Raw genomic sequence first — 18,098 nt, 5'->3', positions numbered from 1 at the left:
CACACCGTCACCGGTACCGTCTTCAGAGACGACGACGCACATTGCCGTGTGTCATCCAGCGAACGCGCAAGGTGGAGCTGTGAAGGCGATCCGTCGATTCACCGTCCGTCCCGTTCTCCCCGAACCCCTCCGGCCGCTCAGCGATCTCGCGCGCAACCTGCGCTGGTCCTGGCACGCGGAAACCCGCGATCTCTTCCAGTCCGTCGATCCCGAGCGCTGGACCGCCTCGGAAGGCGATCCGGTACGACTGCTCGGCAGCGTCTCCGCCGAGCGGCTCGCGGAGCTGGCCGAGGACAGCCGTTTCCTGCGCCGGCTCACCGAGGTCGCCGGCGATCTCGCCGACTATGTGGGCGGCGACCGCTGGTACCAGACGCAGTCCGGTGAACTGCCCGCCGCCGTCGCCTACTTCTCACCCGAGTTCGGTGTCACGGCCGCCCTGCCCCAGTACTCCGGCGGCCTCGGCATCCTCGCCGGCGACCATCTCAAGTCGGCCAGCGACCTCGGCGTACCGCTGATCGGCGTCGGACTCCTCTACCGGCACGGCTACTTCCGCCAGTCCCTGTCCCGGGACGGCTGGCAGCAGGAGACCTATCCGGTCCTCGACCCCAACGAACTCCCGGTGGCGCTGCTGAGGGAGGAGGACGGCTCCCCGGCCCAGGTCTCCATCGCCCTGCCCGGCGGCCGCTCGCTGCGCGCCCGGATCTGGCTGGCACAAGTCGGCCGGGTGCCGCTGCTGATGCTCGACTCCGACGTCGAGGAGAACGACCTCGGCGCCCGCGGGGTGACCGACGTGCTCTACGGCGGCGGCAGCGAACACCGGCTGCTGCAGGAGATGTTGCTCGGTATCGGCGGGGTGCGCGCGGTGCGGACGTACTGCCGGCTGACCGGTCACCCCGACCCCGAGGTGTTCCACACCAACGAAGGTCACGCGGGCTTCCTCGGCCTGGAGCGGATCGCCGAACTCTGCGACGCGGGGCTGGACTTCGACGCGGGCCTGGAGGCGGTGCGGGCGGGCACGGTCTTCACCACGCACACCCCGGTCCCGGCCGGAATCGACCGCTTCGACCGGGAGTTGGTCGCCACCCACTTCGGGCCGGACGCCGAACTCCCGCGCATGGACGTCGGAAACATTCTCCGCCTGGGCATGGAGACCTATCCGGGCGGCGAACCCAACCTGTTCAACATGGCCGTGATGGGCCTGCGCCTGGGCCAACGCGCCAACGGCGTCTCGCTGTTGCACGGCCAGGTCAGCCGCGAGATGTTCTCGGGCCTGTGGCCGGGCTTCGACCCGGAGGAGGTGCCGATCACCTCCGTCACCAACGGGGTGCACGCGCCGACCTGGGTCGCCCCCGAGGTGTTCCGGCTCGGTGCCCGGCAGATCGGCGCCCAGCGCACCGAGGACGCGATGACGGTCGGCGGCTCGGACCGCTGGGACGCGGTCGCGGAGATCCCGGACCAGGACATCTGGGAGCTCCGGCGCGATCTACGCGAGCAGCTGGTCGTGGAGGTACGGGAGCGGCTGCGTGCCTCCTGGCGTCAACGCGGTGCGGGATCGGCCGAGTTGGGCTGGATCGACGGCGTGCTCGACCCCGACGTCCTCACCATCGGCTTCGCCCGCCGCGTCCCGTCGTACAAGCGCCTGACGCTGATGCTGCGGGACCGCGACCGGCTGATGGATCTCCTCCTGCATCCGGACCACCCGATCCAGATCGTGGTGGCGGGCAAGGCGCACCCGGCGGACGACGGTGGCAAGCGCCTTGTCCAGGAGCTGGTGAAGTTCGCGGACGACCCGCGCGTCCGCCATCGCATCGTCTTCCTCCCCGACTACGGGATGGCGATGGCGCAGAAGCTGTACCCCGGCTGCGACATCTGGCTCAACAACCCGCTCCGCCCGCTGGAGGCGTGCGGCACGAGCGGAATGAAGGCCGCGCTCAACGGCTGCCTCAACCTCTCGGTCCTGGACGGCTGGTGGGACGAGTGGTTCCAGCCCGACTTCGGCTGGGCCATCCCCACGGCCGACGGCACCGGCACGGACCCCGACCACCGCGACGACGTGGAGGCCGCCGCGCTCTATGACCTCCTGGAGCAACGCGTCACCCCGCGCTTCTACGAGCGCGGCCAGGACGGTCTGCCCGACCGCTGGATCGAGATGGTCCGCCAGACCCTGACGCTGCTCGGCCCGAAGGTGCTGGCCGGCCGGATGGTCCGCGAGTACGTGGAGCGGCTGTACGCCCCGGCCGCGCACGCGCACCGCACGATGACCCCGGACGCGGCGCGCGAACTGGCCGCGTGGAAGGGGCGGGTGCGGGCGGCTTGGCACGGGGTGACCGTCGACCACGTGGAGACGTCCGCGGCTACGGCCACTGCGGAACTCGGTACGACGCTCAATCTCCGGGTGCGGGTGGGGCTTGGCGGGCTTGCTCCGGACGACGTCGAAGTGCAGGCGGTGTCGGGCCGGGTGGACCCGGAGGACCGGATCGGGGACGCGACGTCGGTTCCGCTGAAGCCGGTGGGTGGCCCTGATGCGGAGGGCCACTGGCTTTTCGAGGGGCCGCTTGCCCTGGACCGTACCGGGCCCTACGGCTACACGGTCCGCATCCTCCCGGCACACCGGCTGCTCGCGTCCGGCGCGGAGCTGGGGTTGGTGGCGGTGCCTTCGGAGGACGCGGTGGAGGGGGCCGGGGTACTCATGCGTTAGACGTCGGAGTAGGGAGCGCACATCTGCCGGAGTGTGCTCCCTATGCGGCGGGCATACGCGTGCTGCAGGCCCCGCGTCGCCGGGCCGCCCAGGCGGGCGTACCACTTCGCGCCGCGGCTGAACGCCGACACCGTCAGCCACACCGTGCCGTCGCCCGTGCGGTCGACCACGAAGGCCTCCTCGCCGCATTCCGGGTGGCCGGGGAGGGTGCCGTAGGCCCAGCCGGACCTGCGGTGTTCCTCTACCGTCCAGACGATGCGGCAGGGGGCCCTGATCAGGCCCGCGAGGGTGACCGTGACGTCGACGCCGGGGGCCGCCTTCTCGGCGCTCGCCTCGATGCCTACGCCCAGTTCGCGGTGCAGCTCCCAGGTGAGGACCGCTTCGGACGCCCGGCGGAAGACCTTCTCGCCCTCGCCGATCCGCGTGCGCACATACAGGGGGTGGAAGCCTGGAGGGCAGAAGCCGCGTTCGCGGGTCGCGCCGACGTCGTCGTACGTGAAGGACATGGAACCCAAGAGTAGGGCGGTACCCGGATATGCCTTCGCTCCGGGTACCGCCCTTACCGCTTTCCTGTCAACTCGGCTGTCGTCAGCTGACGTTGACCGCCGACCAGGCCGCCGCCACCGCGTTGTACTCGGTGGAACCGGAGCCGTAGAGGGCCGCCGCCGCGCTCAGGGTGCCGGTGCGGGCGCCCGCGTACTTGGTGGTCGACGTGAAGTACGTCGTCAGGGCCTTGTACCAGATCTGGAGCGCCTTGGCGCGGCCGATGCCGGTGACCGTGGAGCCGTTGGACGTGGGCGAGTTGTAGCTCACGCCGTTGATCGTCTTCGCGCCGCTGCCCTCGGACAGCAGGTAGAAGAAGTGGTTGGCGACACCCGACGAGTAGTGCACGTCGAGGTTGCCGACCGAGGAGGACCAGTAGTTGGCGGAGCCGCCGTCCTTGCTGGGCTGGTCCATGTAGCGCAGCGGGGTGCCGTCGCCGTTGATGTTGATCTTCTCGCCGATGAGGTAGTCACCCACGTCGGACGAGTTGTTGGCGTAGAACTCCACGCCGGTGCCGAAGATGTCCGAGGTCGCCTCGTTCAGGCCGCCGGACTCGCCCGAGTAGTTCAGGCCCGCGGTGTTGGCGGTGACGCCGTGGCTCATCTCGTGGCCGGCCACGTCCAGCGAGGTCAGCGGGTGGGTGTTGCCCGAGCCGTCGCCGTACGTCATGCAGAAGCAGCTGTCGTCCCAGAACGCGTTCACGTACGAACTGCCGTAGTGCACGCGGGAGTAGGCGCCGACACCGTTGTTCTTGATGCCGCTGCGGCCGAACGTGTTCTTGTAGAAGTCCCACGTCTCCTGGGCGCCGTAGGCGGCGTCCGCGGCGGCGGTCACGTCGGTGGTGGAGCTGGAGGCGGTGCCGGTGCCCCACGTGTTGGTGGTGTTGGTGAACAGGGTGCCGGTGCCGGACGTCCCGTGCTTCAGGTTGTACGTCTTGTGGCTGCCGCGCCCGGCGTCGGTCAGGCTGTACGTCGTGCCCGAAAGGGTCGTGTCGAGGCTGACGGTGCCCGAGTACAGGGTCTTGCCGGTGCCGGTGGCGTTCTCGATGCCCTGGTACTCGAAGAGCTTCTTGCCGGTGGCCGCGTCGGTGATGACGTGCAGCTGGTTGGGGGTGCCGTCGTCCTGGAGGCCGCCGACGACCGTCTCGTAGGCGAGGACGGGGGTGGCGCCGCCGGCCCAGATGACCTTGCGGGCACCGTCGGCGGCGGTCTTGTCGGAACCGGCGGCCTTGGCGGCGGTCAGCGCCTGCTTCTCGGCCTTGGCGACGGTGATCTTCGGCGTGACGGTGGCGACCTTGATGGTCGCCGAGTGCGCCTTGGTGACACCCTCGGTCTTGCCGGCCGGCGAGGTGTGGACGACCAGGTCGCCGCCGAGGACCGGGAGTCCGGCGTAGGTGCGCTCGTAGCGGGTGTGGACCGTGCCGTCGACGTCCTTGACGACGTCCTTGACGACCAGCTTCTCCTTGGTGCCGAGGCCTATCTGGGTGGCCGTCTCGGCCGCGTCGGCCTGCTTCTCCTTGACCAGCGCGGTGCGCGCGGCGTTGGAGAGCAGCTGCGGGGCGGCGGCGAGGGGGGCCGCCTTGCCCGTGGCGGGCTGGGCGGAGGCACCGGTGGTGACACCGGTGGCGAGCAGGGCGCCTGCGGCTACCGCGGTGGCGATGGCCAGGGTGGTGCGCTTGTGACGCGCGTAGAGGGGGGTCACGCAAGCTCCTCGGTGGGGGAGTCCGGCCGGCGTGGGGTTACTGACCGGAGCGATTGTGAATTGGCTGTGCTGAAGCGGCGTGAGGGAAGAGTGGCATCAGGGGCGCGTACATGTCAGGACCCCGAAGTGATGTTGACTGAAAATCGACTGTCCGGTGGACGTTTCCGCAATGTAAACGTCCACAACAGGGCGCCGCCCCGGAGTTGAAACCCCGAGACGGCGCCATGTTTGTGCGGCCTGAAGTGGGCGGCTGGTTTTTACGGGAACGTAAGCTTCCAGCTGTTGATGTAGCCGGTGTCCTGTGCAGCTACGTCCTGGACCTTCAACTTCCAGACCCCGTTGGCGACTTCGGAGGACGCGTCGACCGTGTAGGTGGCCTGCACGTTGTCCGCCGAGTCGGACGAGCTGGAGTTCTTCAGCCGGTACGTCGACCCGTCCGGGGCCACCAGGTCGATCACCAGGTCACCGCGCCAGGTGTGCACGATGTCGACCGTGACCGCGAGGCTCGTCGGGGCGTTGCCGGTCCGCCCGGACACGGTGACCGACGACGTAACGGCTGCCCCGTTGTCCGGAATTGATACATCGGCCGTGTTCTCGAACGACGTACCGCCACCGCCGCCGCCACCGGAGCGCGCACCGACCGCGACGGCCGCCCACGCGTCCTGCACCGCCTTGTACTCGGCGCCCGTCGTGCCGTACAGCTCACCGGCCGCAGCGAGCGTCCCGGTGCGGGCCGCCGCGTAGTTGGTGGTGGACGTGAACTTCGTGGTGAGCGCCCGGTACCAGATCTGCAGCGCCTTGTCCCGGCCGATGCCGGTGACCGGAAGTCCGTCCGAGGTGGGCGAGTTGTAGCTGACGCCGTTGATGACCTTGGCGCCGCTGCCCTCGCTCAGCAGGTAGAAGAAGTGGTTGGCGACGCCCGAGGAGTAGTGGACGTCGAGGTTGCCGACCCCCGAGTACCAACTGTCCGCGCTGCCACCGTCCTTGCTCGGCTTGTCCATGTAACGCAGCGGCGTGCCGTCGCCGTTGATGTCGATCTTCTCACCGATGAGGTAGTCGCCCACGTCGGTGGAGTTGTTGGCGTAGAACTCGACACCCGTGCCGAAGATGTCGGAGGTCGCCTCGTTCAACCCGCCCGACTCGCCGGAGTAGTTGAGCCCGGCGGTGTTGGCGGTGACGCCGTGGCTCATCTCGTGGCCCGCCACGTCCAGCGCCGTCAGCGGGTCCGCGTTGCCGGAGCCGTCGCCGTACGTCATGCAGAAGCAGGTGTCGTCCCAGAACGCGTTGACGTACGAATTCCCGTAGTGGACACGGGAGTAGGCGCCGACACCGTTGTTCTTGATGCCGCTGCGGCCGAACGTGTTCTTGTAGAAGTCCCAGGTCTCCGCCGCGCCGTAGTGCGCGTCGGCGCCGGCCGTCGCCGCGTTCGACGTGGTGCCGTTGCCCCAGGTGTTGCTCGTCTGCGAGAACAGCGTGCCGGTGCCGGAGGTGCCGTGGTTGAGGTTGTACGTCTTGTGGCCGCCGCGGTCGCCGTCGGTCAGCGTGTAGTTGGAGCCCGACTGGGTCGTCGTCAGCGGGACCGTGCCGCTGTACTGGGTGTTGCCCGTACCGGTGGCGTTCTCGATGCCCTGGAACTCGTAGAGCTTCTTGCCGGTGGCCGCGTCGGTGATGACGTGCAGCTGGTTGGGGGTGCCGTCGTCCTGGAGACCGCCGACGACCGTCTCGTAGGCGAGAACGGGCTTGCCGCTCGCGGCCCAGATCACCTTGCGGGCCGAGTCGGCGGCCGACTTGGTGGAACCGAGGGCCTTGGCGCGGGAGACCGCCTGCTTCTCCGCCGTCGCCGTGGCGACGCTCGGGGTGAGGTCGGCGACCTTGATGGTGGCGTTGGTCGCCTTGATGACACGCTCGGTCGCGCCCGACTTGGCGGTGTCGACGACCAAGTCACCGCCGAGGACCGGGAGTCCGGCGTAGGTGCGCTCGTAGCGGGTGTGGACCGTGCCGTCGGCGTCCTTGATGACGTCACGGGCGACTAGCGTCTCCTTGGCGCCGAGGCCGATGTCCTTGGCGGTGGTGGTCCGCGCCGACTCGGCGTCGCGGAGCAGCTCGGCGCGCTGCGAGGCGGAGAGCGAGAGGGCCGTGTGTGCCGGATTCCCCTTGCTCGCAAGGGGTTTGGCCGGTGCGGCGGAGGAGGTCGCGCCCGCCTGGACGGCCGCGGCGAGCAGAGCGGTGACGCCGGCTACGGCGGCTATGTGGGAGGTGCGTCTGCGCGAGGAATTGCTTCTCAACACTGACTCCTTCAGGACGGTCGCGGATCGCGCGACCAGGGGAGATCACAGGGATCACAGGAGTGAAGCTGTGGGGTTGCTGTGAAGCGCCAGTGGGAAGAGTGGCAGCAGCCCGCGCTTTCTGTCAGGAGCGCGTCAGGAACTTGGCTGGAATTCGTTCGTTGTCCGGGTGGTCATGTCCGTTATACGGAGCGCCACTTGACGCTTCTTTGACCGTGAACAGAAATTTTCCGGGCCGACATGCCCCCGGAACCAACCCGTAAAAGATCCGGCACGATCCTGCCGTGCAACCGGCGGTCCTGCCGGACCGCCGCTCCCACGAGGGGAGTTGACGGTTGCAGTGATTCCTTATCCCAACTGGCTGGACGCGGGCGACAACGCCTGGCAGCTCGTCGCGGCGACACTCGTCGGGCTGATGAGCATCCCCGGCATCGCGATCCTGTACGGCGGCCTGGTCCAGCGCAAGTGGGTCGTGAACACCATGTTCATGGCCTTCACCGGCTTCTCGCTGGTACTGGTCGGCTGGGTCCTGTGGGAGTTCAAGATGGGGTTCGGTGAACCCCTGGACTCCCACTGGCCCGGCATCCTCGGCGCGTTCGTCGGCCGGCCCGGCACCATCGTCGGTTCGGCGAGCGAACAGCAACAGGCGTGGATACCGCTGGTCAACGGCAACGACCTGATGCCGAGCTTCCACTTCCCGCAGTCCACGCTCGCCTACTTCCACTTCGCGTTCGCGGCGATCACCCCGCTGCTCTTCATGGGCAGCGTGATCGGCCGCATGAACATCCGCGCGTGGCTGCTCTTCGTCCCGATCTGGTCGACCCTGGTCTACACGGTCAACGCCTTCCTGCTGTGGGGCGGCGGCTGGTGGGCGGCCAAGGGCGCGCTCGACTACTCCGGCGGTTACGTCATCCACCTGGCAGCCGGCACCTCGGGCTTCGTGGCCGCGGCCGTGATCGGTCCCCGTCTCGCCCGCGACCGAGCCCACGGCGTGCCCAACAACCTGCCCATGGTGGCCGTCGGCGCGGGCATCCTCTGGCTCGGCTGGAACGGCTTCAACGGCGGCGACATGTACTTCGGCGGCCACAACGCGGCCCTCGCGGTCCTCAACACCAACCTCTGTACGGCGGTTGCCCTGCTGGTGTGGGTGTTCTGGGACATGTTCGTCGGACCCCAGCGCAAGCCGACCTTCCTCGGCGGCATCAACGGCATGATCGTCGGCCTGGTGGCGATCACCCCGGCGGCCGGCTTCGTCAGCGGGATCGGCGCGATCTACATCGGCATCATCGCGTCCTCGATCGTCTGGCTGGCCTGGAACTACCTCTCCAAGGTCCCGCCGTTCAACAAGGTCGACGACGCGCTCGGCGTCGTCTACACCCACGGCATCGCGGGCCTCGCCGGCGGCATGCTCGTCGGCATCTTCGCCGACCCGGCGGTGGCCGTGTACCTCAACAAGGACGGCTCCACGGCGTTCTCCACCAGCGGCTGGCTCTACGGCAACCTCGACCAGCTCTGGAAACAGGCGGGTTCGGCCGGGACGGTCATCCTCTACGACGCCGTGATGACCTTCCTCATCCTCAAGGGGATCGGCCTGTTCGTGAAACTCCGGGCGCCGGAGGAGGTGTTGGAGAGCGGCGACCTCGCGGTCCACGACGAGGAGGCGTACCCGACGGAGTCGGCGGTGACGTCGGCACCGGAGCCGGTGGCAGCGGCGGCGGTGGTGGCCGAGAAAGCCAAGGAACCGGACTCGACCTGAGGTGGCGGGAGTTGAGGACCGGTGCTGCGTCATCCGGGGGATGACCCCCGGACCCCCAGCGGACCTTCACCTCACCGGCACTTCAAGTCCAGGGGGCTTCCGTGAAGTTGGTCACCGCGGTCCTCCCGCCCCACCGTGTCCCGGACGTCATGAAGGCCCTTCAGGCGTTCGGGGTGCGTGGAGTGACCGTTACCGAGGTGCGGGCCTACGAGCCGCGGACGGTCCGGGTCGAGGTCTACCGGGGCAGTGAGTACCGGGTGAACCTCGCCCCGCGGCTCCGGCTCGACATCCTCACCCTCGACTTCGACGCGACCGATCTCGTCCGGGTCATCCGTGCCGCGGGCGCCCGCGGCACGGGCGGCGGCACGGTGTGGGTGACTCCGGTGGAGGAGGTGGTGCGCATCAGGACGCGGGAGCGGGGGCCGGACGCGGTGTGAGCCGGGCGTCCCGGAGGTTCGCGCCTCAGCCGAACCGGGCCTCCGGGATCGACTCCAACTGCCGTACCCACTCGGGGTACTTGGCTGCCTTCGCGGCGGCGACCCGGCCGACCTCCGTGGCGAGATCCGGATCCATGTCGTCGGAGAAACGGACGGCGGTGATGCGCTGGATGTGCGGCAGGATCGTGTCGTCCCCCTCCAGGTGGACCGGGTCGTGCATGTACCGCTCCAGCGCGGCGAGGTCCGGCACGGCCGCGCAGTAGGTGTGCGTGTAGCCGTCGTCCGGGCCGATGTCCTGGCCGACGACACCGAACGCGGCCGATTCGACGGACGCCGTCCGCCGCATCGCCGCGAGCACGGCGGCCTTGTCCTCCTCGGTCGTGCCGTCCTTGAAGCTGAACCGCAGGATGTTGACGATCACCGGATTCCCTCCCGGGGCCGTATGCCGTAACTGAACCAGTCGGTTCAATCTATTGGTCCAGTGGATCCATCACAAGGGGATACCCTGCGGAGGTGACTGCAACGGCCCGTGGAGCCAGGGGGCGGATCGACAAGCGGCAGGCGATCCTGGACGCGGCCTTCGTCGTCTTCGCCCGCCGGGGATACGCGCAGGCGTGCGTGAAGGAGATCGCCGACGAGGCGGGCGTCGCCAAACCGACCGTCTACAACCACCTCAGCGACAAGGAGACCCTCTTCCGGCACGCGGTGGAGGCCGCGGCCGACGAGGTGACGGCGGAGAACCTCGCCGTCCTCGAACGGCTCCGCGACCCGGGTGACGATCTACGCGAAGCCCTCGCGGACACCGGCCACCGGCTGCTGGAGGTGTGCTGCGGCGAACGCTCCCGGTCCCTGCGCTGGCTGACGTACTCCCAGGTCGGCGGCTTCCCCGACCTGATCGAGGCCGTCCAGTCGCGTACGTCGGACCGGATCGCCGAGGCGCTCGCGGACCGGCTGGCCCGCCTCGTGCTCGCGGGCCGACTGCGCTCCTGCGATCCGGCGCTCGCGGCGGAGCAGTTCCTCGCGCTCCTCACCGGCCCGCTGGAGGGCCGCACCAGGCTCGGCACCCGCGAGGTGCCGGCCGCGGAAGTCCGCGCGGTGGCGGACGCGGCGGTCGACACCTTCCTGCGGGCGTACGGGATCTGACCCTTGCGGGCGTCGTCGGTCAGGGCGCTTTGGTGCCCGGCCGCTCGCCGTGCCACGAGCGCCACAGCGCCGCATACGCCCCACCCGCCGTCACCAGCTCCTCGTGCGGCCCCAGTTCGGTCAACAGGCCGTTCTCCATCACCGCCACCCGGTCCGCGTCGTGGGCGGTGTGCAGCCGGTGCGCGATGGCGATGACGGTACGGCCCTCCAGTACGGCGGCCAGCGCGCGCTCGGTGTGCCGGGCGGTGGCCGGATCCAGCAGCGCCGTCGCCTCGTCCAGGATCAGTGTGTGCGGGTCGGCCAGCACCACCCGGGCCAGGGCGAGTTGCTGGGCCTGCGAACCGTCCGTCTTCCAACCGTCCGCACCCAGGCGGGTGTTCAACCCGTCGGGCAACTCCCGTGACCACTCCTCCGCGCCGACCGCCGACAGCGCCGCCCACAACTCCTCGTCTGTGGCGGTCGGTTCGGCGATCAGGAGGTTCTCGCGGACCGTGCCCAGGAAGACGTGGTGCTCCTGGGTGACCAGCACCACCTGGCGGCGCAGCGTCTCCGGTGCCAGCCCGGAGACCGGCACCCCGCCCACGGTCACCGTGCCCTCGGTCGGCGCGTCGACGCCCGCCAGCAGCCGGCTCAGCGTGGTCTTCCCGGCGCCCGACGGGCCGACCACCGCCAGCCGTTCGCCCGGCCGCACCGACAGGTCCACGCCGTGCAGCACCTCGCCGCCGCGCTCATACGCGTACCGCACCCCGGTCACATCGATCCGGTCGTCCGCCGGAGCCGGCGCGTCCTCGTCCCCCTCCGCCCGCGGCGCCCGGGCCAGCCCCTCCACCCGGGCGAACGAGGCACCGCTGCTCTGCAGTTGCTCGACCCGCATCAGGATCTGATCCAGGGGCTCGGCGAACTGCCGCAGATACAGCGCGGCCGCCACCACCGCACCCAGGCCCACCTCCCCGCGCCCGTGCAGCCACCCGCCCACGAGCAGCACCCCTGCCACCGGGATGGTGTACGTCATCTCGACCGCAGGGAAGAACACGGTCCGCAGGTACAGCGTGTACAGCCTGCTCCGCATCGCCGTGCGCAGCGTGTCGCGGCTCGCGGCGACCCGTCGCTCCTGGAGCCGGAACGCTTCCACCGTACGGGCTCCCGACGCGGTTGCCGTGAGGATCTCGGCGACCTCCGAATTGGCCGCGCCCTCCGCGAGATAGCCGTCCCGGGCCCGGCGCAGATACCAGCGCAGCGCCAACCCGACCGGCGTCAGACCCAGTACTCCGAACAGACCGAGCAGCGGATCGAGCGCGAACACCGCGCCCATCACGAACAGCGCCTGCACGGAACAGACCAGCAGTTCGGGCGCGACGTCCCGCAGGGTCGTGCCCACGGTCGCCACATCGGAGGTGCCGCGCGCCGTCAGATCGCCCGTCCCGGCCCGCTCCACCACCGACGCGGGCAGCGCCAGCGCCCGGTCCACGAAGCCCTCCCGGACCCGGGCCAGCGTGCGCTCCCCGAACCGGTACCCCACGTACCGCGCCCAGCGCGCCAGCAGCAACTGGGCCAGCGAGCACACCACGATGACAAGGGCCAGCCGGTCCACAGCCCCCACCCCGGCCCCGGCCCGTACCTCGTCCACGATCCGCCCGAGCAGCCACGGCCCGGCCAGCCCGGCCGCGGCGGCCAGCGCGTTCACCACCAGCACGACGGCGAACGCCCGCCGGTCCGCCCGGATCAGCCGGAACGCGGCCCGCCGCACCTCGGCCCGGTCGGCGACCGGGAGTTGGCCTTTGTCCGCCGTCACCGTACGACCTCTTCCGTTTCCGCATCCGCATCCGCGTCCCGGGCCACCAGCGCGCGGTAGCCGGGCTCCTGTGCCAGCAGCCGGCGATGGTCGCCGCCGGCCGCGACCTTGCCGTCGACCAGGTAGAGCACGGTGTCCGCCTGGTCCAGGACCAGCGGGGACGTCGTGGTCACCAACGTCGTACGGCCCGAGCGCGCCTCGCGCAGCCGGCGGGCGACCGCCGCCTCCGTGTGGGCGTCCAGGGCCGAGGTCGGCTCCACCGCGAGCAGCACCTCGGGCTCGGCGAGCAACGCCCTTACCAGCCGCACCCGTTGGCGCTGCCCGCCGGAGAGACTGCGGCCCTGTGCGGCCACGAATGAGTCCAGACCCTCCGGCAGCCCCTGCACGATGTCGTCGGCGGCACCCGCGAACACGGCCTTCGCGACCGTCTCCGCCGACCGCTCCCGGCGCCCGGCCAGCACCTCCCGCAGCGGTCCGGCGAACAGGTCGGCCTCGTTGTCCGCGACCAGGATCCGGGACCTGACCTGGTCCAGCGGAATCGCGTCGAGCGCGACCCCGCCCCAGGTGACCCGGGACGGCGCGTACCGGCCGAGCCGGTCGACCACGGCCAGCGTCTCCCCGGGCCGCGCCCCGACCAGCGCGGTCAGCCGCCCCGGCAGCACCCGCACACCGGAGTCGGGGTCGTGCAGGACGGCAGGTTCGGCGGGCGCGGCCGACGTGCCCGTGTCCGCCTCGGGCTGGAGCGCCAGCAGCCGTACGACCCGGCGCGCGGCCACCACGCCCCGGCTCAGCTCGTAGACCATCTGCACGAAGAAGGCCACCGGGCCCACCAGGACCGCGACATAGCCGTACACGGCGACCAACTCGCCCACGCTGAGCTGCCCTTGGGCCGCCAGCCGGGCCGCGAGCCAGGTCACCACGGCGAGGAACAGGGTCGGCAGTCCGACCCCGATCGCCTGCACCCAGCTGGCCACCGCGCCCACCCGGTAGCCCTGCCTCCGCAGCCGCTGCGAGTCACGCCGGAACGCGTCCGCGAACAACCCTTTGCCGCCAAGCCCGTTGAGGACACGCAGCCCGCCGGAGAGATCGGCGATACGCGCGGTCAGCACACTCTGCCGCTCCCGGTACTCCGTCTCCACGCCCTGCAGCCGCCGGGTCAGCGGCCCCGCGAGCAGCGCGATCACCGGCACACCCAGCAGGACTACGGCGGCCAGCGGCGCCGAGATCGACAGCAGCACCCCGGCCACCACGCCGTAGACGACCAGGGCGCCGAAGCCGGGGCCGACGACGGTCAGGGACTGGGCGATCGTCCATACGTCGCCGACGCCGATCGTGATGACCTCGCCCGCCCGCGCCCGGCGCGACAGCACGGCGCCCAGCCGGACCGCCTGGCCCACGATCAGCTTCACCGTGCGGAAGTTGGCGTCCATCCGGACCCGGGTCATGGTGCGGTGCCGCATGATGCTCAGCCACGAGTTGACCGCCCCGACCACGAACAGTGCCCCGGTCCACCAGGCCAGCGTGCCCAGATGCCCCGGCACAAGACCGTCGTCGACCGCCCGCGCCATCAGATACGGCGCCGCCGCCATCAGCACCATCCAGACGCTCGACAGCAGCGCCCCGGACACCGCCCGCCCCGGCTGCCGCGTCACCAGCCACCACAGGAAGTGCCAGCCGCCCCGACAGTCGGGTGTCCCCGGATCCTCGTACGCGTCGATCATGTGCCTCCTTGCCCAGGCCGCTGAGCGCGGGCAGCCGTGAGCGATCCTGGTGTGGTTGGAGACCTCGAAGATTACCGAGCGTGAGCGCGGTTGCCCATCGAATATCGGGCACGACGGGGCCGGTGCACAGCGTCTGTGGGCATCGGCCCAACTGGTGTACCAATGGCGGGAGTTACTCGTGTGCGGTCTTGCGGCGGCGACCCCTCACGCCAGGCTGTCCCGCCACGCCCGGTGCAGGTCCGAGAACCTTCCTGTGCCCGCGATGAGTTCGGCCGGGCTGCCGTCCTCCATGACCCGGCCGTGCTCCATGACCAGCACCCGGTCGGCGATCTCGACGGTGGACAGCCGGTGTGCGATCACCACCGCCGTGCGGCCCCGCAGGACCGTCGACATGGCTCGCTGCACGGCCTGTTCGCCCGGGACGTCCAGTGAGCTGGTCGCCTCGTCCAGGATCAGTACCGCCGGATCGGCGAGCAACGCCCGTGCGAACGCAACGAGTTGACGCTGACCGGCCGAGATACGGCCACCCCGTTTGCGTACGTCCGTGTCGTAGCCGTCGGGCAGCGCGCTGATGAAGTCGTGCGCGCCGATCGCCTTCGCGGCCCGCTCGATCTCCTCACGCGGCGCGTCCGGGCGGCCGATCGCGATGTTCTCGGCGACCGTGCCGGAGAACAGGAACGCCTCCTGCGTCACCATCACCACCCCGCGCCGCAGTTCGGGCCCGGACAGCTCGCGCAGGTCGACGCCGTCGAGCAGGACCCGCCCGTCCGAGGGGTCGTAGAAGCGGGCCAGCAGCTTGGCCAGGGTGGACTTGCCGGCGCCGGTGGAGCCGACCACGGCGACCGTCTGCCCGGCGGGGAGGGTGAGGTCGAAGACGGGCAGCACCTCGCCGCCGGTCCGGTAGGCGAAGCGGACCCCGTCGAAGACGACCTCGCGGCCGGGCTGCTCCGACTCAAGTGCGGGGAGCTGTACGGGCGTTGAGGGCTCGGGGACGGACGGGGTCTGGGCCAGCAGGCCTGCGATCTTCTCCAGGGAGGCGGCGGCCGACTGGTAGGAGTTGAGGAACATGCCGAGCCGGTCGATCGGGTCGTACAGCCGTCGTAGATACAGCACGGCGGCGGCCAGGACGCCCAGTTCCAGTGAGCCGTCCGCGACCCGGCTCGCGCCCCACAGCACGATCACCGCGACCGCCGTGTTGGCGACCAGGCGGGAGCCGGTGACATAGCGGGCCATCTCCAACAGGGCGTCGCCGTTGGACCGTTCGTGCCGCTGGTTCAGGACCCGGAAGTCGGCGTCGTTCACGGCCTCGCGGCGGAACGCGCGCACCGGGCGGATGCCGTTCATCGTCTCCACGAACTTCACGATCACCCGCGCGATCGCCGTGGACCGCACCGCGTACACCCGCACCGCGCGCCGCTGGTAGACCCGCACCAGCAGATACAGCGGCACGAAGGACGCCACCGCGACCGCGCCGAGCCCCAGGTCCAGCCAGAGCAGCATCGCCGAGATGTAGACGAACGACAGGATGACCGTGATCAGCTCCTGGAGGCCCTCGCTGAGCAGTTCGCGCAGCGCCTCGATGTCCGTGGTGGAACGGGAGATGAGCCGGCCGGAGGTGTAGCGCTCGTGGAAGTCGATGCTCAGCGCCTGCGCGTGCCGGAAGATCCGGCCGCGCAGATCGAGCAGCACGTCCTGGTTGACGCGGGCGGAGGCGCCGATGAACGCGTACTGGAGTCCGCCGGAGAGCAGCGCGCAGAGCAGATAACCGACGGCCACGGCGATCAGCGGCCCGCGGTCGTGGTGCCGGAACGCGGGCACGGCCCGGTCGATGGCGTATGCCACCAGCAGCGGGCCCACCTGCACGGCCGCCTGCTGGAGCAGCAGGAGAAGGGTGGTGACGGTGACACGGGCCTTCATGGGCGCGAGCAGGGAGCGCAGCAGCGCGGTGGTCGCGCCCGGGGGAGTGGGCAGGACGTCGTGGTCGAAGGGGTCGCCTGCGGCGGGCGGGTGCGGGGAGTCGGGGGTGTCGTCGGTGGTGGGCGCCGATGTGGTGGGGGCGGTCATCGTTCGTCCTCCTGCTCCGGGGTGGCCGACTGGACGCCCGACATCAGATGCGCGTACTCCGCGTTCGTGCGCAGGAGTTCCTGGTGGGTGCCCACCGCCCTGATACGGCCGTCCGACAGCAGGGCCACCCGGTCGGCGAGCAGGACCGTGGACGGGCGGTGGGCCACGATCAACGCCGTTGTGTCCGCGAGGACTTGACGCAGGGCTGCCTCAACTGCGGTCTCCGTGTGGACGTCCAGTGCCGAGAGCGGGTCGTCCAGGACGAGGAAGCGGGGCTTGCCCACCACCGCCCTTGCCAGCGCGAGGCGTTGGCGCTGGCCGCCGGAGAGGCTCAGGCCCTGTTCGCCGACGCGGGTGTCCGTGCCCTGCGGGAGCGCGTGCGCGAAGTCGGCCTGGGCCACGGCCAGTGCGCGGTCCAACTCCGGTTGTCCCGCGCCCCCTTCGGCGCCCATCAGCACGTTTTCGCCGACGCTGGTCGAGAACAGGGTCGGTTCCTCGAAGGCCACGGCGACGAGTGCGCGCAGCGTTTGGCGAGGCATCGCGGTGATGTCCTTGCCGTCGAGTGTGATGTGGCCCGATGTCACCTCGTGGAGGCGGGGGACCAGTGCGGTGAGTGTGGTTTTGCCGGTGCCGGTGGCGCCGACGAGTGCCATGGATTCGCCGGGTCTGATGTGCAGGTCGATGCGGTCGAGGGTGGGTGGGGAGTCGGCGGGGGCGTCGGGATATCGGAAGGAGACTGAGGAGAAACGGATGCCGTCGTTTTCGGGTGCGGACCGGTGGGGGCTGGTCGCTTCCCCACTCTCGACTTCGCTCGAGCGGGGGGACCCCCATCGCGGCGGAGCAGCAGATTGATACAGCCCCGCGCCCCTTTGGGGCGCGTCCCCCTGGGGCGCTTCCTGCTCCGGGGTTTCGTCCATTACCTCGAAATAGCGTTCCGTCGCCGTTGCCGCCTCCTGGCTCATTGCCAGGAGGAAACCGATCGACTCGACCGGCCAGCGCAGGGCCAGTGCCGTGGAGAGGAAGGCCACCAGCGTGCCGGCGGACAGGTTTCCGTCCGCCACCTGCACCGTGCCCAGGACCAGCGTCGCACCGAGCGCCAGCTCGGGGAGGGTGACGATGATGCCCCAGATCGTGGCGAGCAGGCGGGCCTTGCGGAGTTCGGTGCCGCGCAGGGTGCGGGAGAGGTCGCGGAAGGCCCGGGCCTGGCTGCGGTGGCGGCCGAAGCCCTTGATGATGCGGATGCCGAGGACGCTCTCCTCGACGACCGTGGTCAGGTCGCCGACCTGGTCCTGCGCGAGCCGCGCCACGTGTGCGTAGCGCCGCTCGAAGATCACGCAGGTGACGATCACCGGCACGGCCGGCCCCAGGATCACCAGTCCCAGCGTCCAGTCCTGGAGCAGCATGATGATCACGCCCACCAGGATCGTCACGGCGTTGACCAGCAGGAATGTGAGGGGGAACGCGAGGAACATGCGCAGCAGCATGAGGTCGGTGGTGCCCCGGGAGAGGAGCTGGCCCGAGGGCCAGCGGTCGTGGAAGGCCACCGGGAGCCGTTGCAGATGCCGGTACAGATCCGCGCGCATCTCCGCCTCGACCCGCGACAACGGCCGCGCGACCAGCCATCGCCGCAGCCCGAACAGGACCGCCTCCGCGATGCCGAGCAGCAGCAGATACAGCGCCCCGAGCCACACCCCTGCCGTGTCCCGGTCGGCGACCGGTCCGTCCACCATCCACTTCAGGACGAGCGGGAACACCAGCCCCGTACAGGACGCGACGACGGCCACCCCGGCCGCGGCGAACAGCCGTACCCGCACGGGGCGGACGTACGGCCACAGCCGCGCGAGCGTACGGGCGGCGGATCGGTCCTTGGTGGTTGCATGTGTCGTCGACATCACGGGCGAGCCTACGGACCACCACTGACAGTGCCCACCGAGTTTTGGCCGGACCCGGGTCCGCCG

12 protein-coding genes are annotated in these 18,098 nt (G+C 70.3%); 4 read left to right on the top strand and 8 right to left on the bottom strand.

Annotated features, from left to right (window positions below):
- Positions 1 to 79 precede the first annotated feature (79 nt).
- The gene (locus OH768_RS16900) at positions 80 to 2,698 is read left to right on the top strand and encodes a glycosyltransferase family 1 protein (RefSeq protein ID WP_406454464.1); all 2,619 of its coding nucleotides are present in this window, start codon (positions 80 to 82) and stop codon (positions 2,696 to 2,698) included.
- On the opposite strand, the gene OH768_RS16895 is transcribed toward OH768_RS16900, so the two are convergent.
- The 3 genes from OH768_RS16895 to OH768_RS16885 form a co-directional block, all read right to left on the bottom strand.
- Complete coding sequence (locus OH768_RS16895; protein WP_406454462.1) at positions 2,695 to 3,204, bottom strand: DUF1990 family protein; 510 nt, start codon at positions 3,202 to 3,204, stop codon at positions 2,695 to 2,697. The genes OH768_RS16900 and OH768_RS16895 overlap by 4 nt on opposite strands.
- Before the next feature lie 82 nt (positions 3,205 to 3,286).
- A complete protein-coding gene (locus OH768_RS16890; protein WP_406454460.1) occupies positions 3,287 to 4,942 on the bottom strand; it encodes a M4 family metallopeptidase in 1,656 nt (551 codons plus the stop codon).
- A gap of 257 nt (positions 4,943 to 5,199) precedes the next feature.
- Positions 5,200 to 7,227 carry a M4 family metallopeptidase gene (locus OH768_RS16885; RefSeq protein WP_406454458.1) on the bottom strand — a complete coding sequence of 676 codons (2,028 nt, stop codon included), beginning with the start codon at positions 7,225 to 7,227 and terminating at the stop codon, positions 5,200 to 5,202.
- Between the two features lie 340 nt (positions 7,228 to 7,567).
- On the opposite strand from OH768_RS16885, the gene OH768_RS16880 reads away from it, so the two are divergent.
- Complete coding sequence (locus OH768_RS16880; RefSeq protein WP_406454456.1) at positions 7,568 to 8,983, top strand: ammonium transporter; 1,416 nt, start codon at positions 7,568 to 7,570, stop codon at positions 8,981 to 8,983.
- Positions 8,984 to 9,084: 101 nt separating this feature from the next.
- Positions 9,085 to 9,420, top strand: coding sequence for a P-II family nitrogen regulator (locus OH768_RS16875; RefSeq protein ID WP_359614692.1), 336 nt, complete (start codon positions 9,085 to 9,087; stop codon positions 9,418 to 9,420).
- A 25-nt stretch (positions 9,421 to 9,445) separates the two neighbouring features.
- Here OH768_RS16875 and OH768_RS16870 read toward each other — a convergent pair whose 3' ends face one another.
- Entirely contained in the window at positions 9,446 to 9,841 is a 396-nt protein-coding gene (locus OH768_RS16870) for a Dabb family protein (protein WP_406454453.1), read from the bottom strand.
- 92 nt (positions 9,842 to 9,933) lie between these two features.
- Between OH768_RS16870 and OH768_RS16865 the strand changes: the two genes are divergently transcribed.
- Positions 9,934 to 10,563, top strand: coding sequence for a TetR/AcrR family transcriptional regulator (locus tag OH768_RS16865; RefSeq protein ID WP_406454451.1), 630 nt, complete (start codon positions 9,934 to 9,936; stop codon positions 10,561 to 10,563).
- A gap of 19 nt (positions 10,564 to 10,582) precedes the next feature.
- On the opposite strand, the gene OH768_RS16860 is transcribed toward OH768_RS16865, so the two are convergent.
- From OH768_RS16860 to OH768_RS16845, 4 genes are all read right to left on the bottom strand, one after another.
- Positions 10,583 to 12,355: an ABC transporter ATP-binding protein gene (locus OH768_RS16860; RefSeq protein WP_406454449.1), complete on the bottom strand. Its 1,773-nt coding sequence runs from the start codon at positions 12,353 to 12,355 to the stop codon at positions 10,583 to 10,585.
- The gene (locus OH768_RS16855; protein ID WP_406454447.1) at positions 12,352 to 14,076 is read right to left on the bottom strand and encodes an ABC transporter ATP-binding protein; all 1,725 of its coding nucleotides are present in this window, start codon (positions 14,074 to 14,076) and stop codon (positions 12,352 to 12,354) included. The genes OH768_RS16860 and OH768_RS16855 overlap by 4 nt, the downstream gene beginning before the upstream one ends.
- Positions 14,077 to 14,280: 204 nt before the next feature.
- Positions 14,281 to 16,140 carry an ABC transporter ATP-binding protein gene (locus OH768_RS16850; protein WP_406454445.1) on the bottom strand — a complete coding sequence of 620 codons (1,860 nt, stop codon included), beginning with the start codon at positions 16,138 to 16,140 and terminating at the stop codon, positions 14,281 to 14,283.
- A complete protein-coding gene (locus tag OH768_RS16845; protein ID WP_406454443.1) occupies positions 16,137 to 18,032 on the bottom strand; it encodes an ABC transporter ATP-binding protein in 1,896 nt (631 codons plus the stop codon). The genes OH768_RS16850 and OH768_RS16845 overlap by 4 nt, the downstream gene beginning before the upstream one ends.
- Between the last annotated feature and the right edge of the window lie 66 nt (positions 18,033 to 18,098).

It is taken from the genome of Streptomyces sp. NBC_01622 (genome assembly GCF_045209635.1).
Taxonomy (GTDB): domain Bacteria; phylum Actinomycetota; class Actinomycetes; order Streptomycetales; family Streptomycetaceae; genus Streptomyces.
This window is presented reverse-complemented; position numbering and strand designations above follow the sequence as displayed.

Coding starts and splice junctions, on each gene's coding strand:
- OH768_RS16855 (WP_406454447.1), bottom strand. CDS start 14,076: ATGATCGACGCGTACGAGGATCCGGGGACACCCGACTGTCGGGGCGGC.
- OH768_RS16850 (WP_406454445.1), bottom strand. CDS start 16,140: ATGACCGCCCCCACCACATCGGCGCCCACCACCGACGACACCCCCGAC.
- OH768_RS16895 (WP_406454462.1), bottom strand. CDS start 3,204: ATGTCCTTCACGTACGACGACGTCGGCGCGACCCGCGAACGCGGCTTC.
- OH768_RS16845 (WP_406454443.1), bottom strand. CDS start 18,032: ATGTCGACGACACATGCAACCACCAAGGACCGATCCGCCGCCCGTACG.